Raw genomic sequence first — 3,079 nt, forward strand, 5'->3', positions numbered from 1 at the left:
GAGCGGGGGGAGAGGGGGGACGTCGTGCACGGGGTCACCTTAGGCGGCGCCGCGCCGGGGGGCTCCCGTCGGCGTACGGTGCGCCTCCGGTCCGACGTGCCGTACGTCTGACGTGTCGTGCGTCCGACGTGCCGTACGTCTGGCGTGCCGTACGCCTGACGTGCCGCGCGTCTGACGCGCCGTGCGTCGCGTCACTGGCCCCCGGCCGCCCGGCCGGGGATAGTGGGCGGTCCGGACCGCGCGGCCCGACGGGACCGCGTGGGCGGCCCCTTCACGGTCCCTCACCGCCGAACCGGGAGACCACGCCATGTCCAGCAGACCGAACCCCTCCCCTTCGTCCCTTCCGTCCCACCCGCCCCGCCGTACCGTGCTGACCGCCGCCCTCGCCGTCACCGCGGCCGCGTCGCTCTCCCGGGCGGGCGCCGCCCTGGCCGCCGCTCCGGAGGGCGGGAGCCGGCGATCCTCCGCGACCGTCGACCACCACTCCTGGACCACGCTCGCCGACTGGCGAGCCGGCACCCGCGCCGGAACCGCCGTCCGCGACGGCCGACGGCCGGGCGTCACCGTCGACCGGCCGGCGGGCACCCGGGAGTACGCCGACCCGCACACCGGGACCACGGCCCGCTGGGAGTACGCCACGTGGACCTCGCCGGTCCGCACCCTGTCCGCCCCGGCGAGCGAGATCGTCGTCTCCTGGAACGCCCACACCCCGCCCGGCACCTGGATCGAGGCCGAGGTGCGCGCCGCCTACGCCGACCGCGCGCACACCCCCTGGTACGTCATGGGCCGCTGGACCTCGGGCGACGCGGACGGCGACATCCGGCGCACGTCCGTCGACGGGCAGAAGGACGGCCGGAGCGCCGTCTCCACCGACACCCTGGCCGTCGAGCCGGCGAGCGGCGCGCGCTTCGTCTCGTACGTCCTGCGGCTGACGCTTCTCCGGCGGCCGGGCGGCGGGCGGACCCCCACCGTGTGGCGGGTGGGGGTGATGGGGTCCGACATCCCCGACCGGTTCACCGTGCCCGCGTCGAAGCCGGGGGAGGGGGCGGGGCACCGGCTGGCCGTCCCCCGGTACTCGCAGGAGATCCACAAGGGGCAGTACCCGGAGTACGACAACGGCGGCGAGGCGTGGTGCAGCCCGACCTCCTCGCAGATGGCGGTGGAGTACTGGGGGCGCCGGCCGTCCGCCGCCGACCTGTCCTGGGTGGACCCGTCGTACGCCGACCCGCAGGTGTGCCACGCCGCCCGCCGTACCTACGACTACCAGTACAAGGGCTGCGGCAACTGGCCGTTCAACGCGGCCTACGCGGCGACGTACCGGGACCTCCAGGGCACGGTCACCCGGCTGCGGTCGCTGAACGACGCCGAGCGGCTGATCCGGGCCGGGATCCCGGTCGTCACCTCGCAGTCCTTCCTCGCCGCCGAGCTGGACGGGGCCGGGTACGGCACGGCGGGGCACCTGATGTGCGTCGTCGGGTTCACGAAGAGCGGGGATGTGGTGGTCCACGATCCGGCGGCCCCCTCGAACGCCGCCGTCCAACGGGTGTACAAGAGGCGTCAGTTCGAGAACATCTGGCTGAGAACCAAGCGGAAGGACGCGCAGGGGCGGGTCAGGAGCGGCTCGGGAGGGGTGTGTTATCTCTACTTCCCGCTGGAATTGTCGGCGTCCCAGCGGCGGGCCCTGAGGCAAGTGGGAGTGGAGTGAGAGAAGTTGGCGGTGTAAATCTCCAAGATCGCGGCCCGATCGCACGGTTGTGTGTATAAGCTGTGGCCCGCACCGAGGCCCGGACCGATCGTCTCCGGTCGCGGTGGTTCCGCCGGGCGCGGCGCACGGGTGTACCCGGGGCGGGACGCGCGCCCGTCCCGCCGTCCGGGGGCCGCCGATCCGGTTCCGGTCCGCGCCTTTTCCGCTCGCGGCTTGTCATGGCTATGCCAGTGAGTTCGCGGGTGCCGCGACACCGCACGTGAACCGTTCGGCAGACGACCGCGAGGCAGGGAGGGGCGCACCGGATGCAGCGTCGCAGATTACGCCGGTCCGCGCGGCGGGCGGGACCGGACGGCCCCGTGGAGCCGGAGCTCGATCCCCACCCCGCGCGCGACGACCGGCCCCTGCGCGCCGCCGTGGACGACGCGGCCATGGGCCGCTGGGAAGGGCCGCGCGATCTGCTCGCCGCCACCGGCCACGACTGGGACCGGCGGATCTTCCGGCTCCAGGTCCTCGCCCGGGCCGGGGCGAACCTCCGCTTCGCCGAGACCTGGAGCCGCGCCGAGCCCGGTTCCCCGGACGCCCTGGCCCTGCTGGCCCATGTCCAGGCCCTGCGGTCGCTGGTCGCCGGGCGGGACGCGGGCCGGGAGCTGATGGAAGAGGCATGGGAGACCTGCCTGGCCGCCGCCGAGGCGCCCCCGGCGGATCCCGCGCCCTGGGTGGTCCTCCTGGCCCTGGTGCGCGTCCACGCCCCCGACCGGGAGTTGCTCGGGCGGATCTGGAACGAGGCGGCCGCCCGGGACCCGTACAACCGGGAGGCCCACCACGAGGTGCTGACCTTCCTGTTCGACCGGAACCACGGCTCCGGCGGCGAGATGTTCCACTGGGCGCTCGAACGGGCCCAGACCGCTCCCGCCGGCCTCCCGCTGGCCGTCCTCCCCCTGGTGGCGCTGGCCGAGTCCTACCGGCAGCGCAGGGCGGAGTCCGGCGGGGCCTACGGCCTGACGGTCCACCCCTGGAACGACTGTCCGCACATCGACCGCGTCCTCGAAGGGTGGTGGCGGCACCGGCCCCCCCGGCCGCACGCCCACTTCGCGGACGACGCCAACTACCTCGCACACGCCCTCGGCTTCGCCGGCCGGCACGCCGAGGCGCACGAGGTGTTCGCCGCGATCGGCCCGTACGCCTGCGACGCGCCCTGGTCGTACTGCGGCGAACCGCGTGAGCTGTTCCTGCGGTACCGCACCTGGGCGGCCCGCGCCGCCGCCGGCCGGCCGCCGAGGCCGCCCCGGCCCCCGGGCCCGGGGTGATCCGGCCGCTCCCTCGCCGTCCCTTCACCTCCCCGCCCAGCGTCCCCCGCCATACCCCCGACAC

2 protein-coding genes are annotated in these 3,079 nt (G+C 75.1%); both read left to right on the forward strand.

Annotated elements, in window-relative coordinates:
• Window positions 1-307 precede the first annotated feature (307 nt).
• Window positions 308-1,705: a C39 family peptidase gene (locus ACSNOK_RS32045; protein ID WP_436784302.1), complete on the forward strand. Its 1,398-nt coding sequence runs from the start codon at window positions 308-310 to the stop codon at window positions 1,703-1,705.
• A 305-nt stretch (window positions 1,706-2,010) separates the two neighbouring features.
• Window positions 2,011-3,015: a hypothetical protein gene (locus ACSNOK_RS32050; protein WP_436784303.1), complete on the forward strand. Its 1,005-nt coding sequence runs from the start codon at window positions 2,011-2,013 to the stop codon at window positions 3,013-3,015.
• The last annotated feature ends 64 nt before the right edge of the window (window positions 3,016-3,079 follow it).

Source organism: Streptomyces sp. URMC 126, assembly GCF_051386555.1.
Classification (GTDB): domain Bacteria; phylum Actinomycetota; class Actinomycetes; order Streptomycetales; family Streptomycetaceae; genus Streptomyces.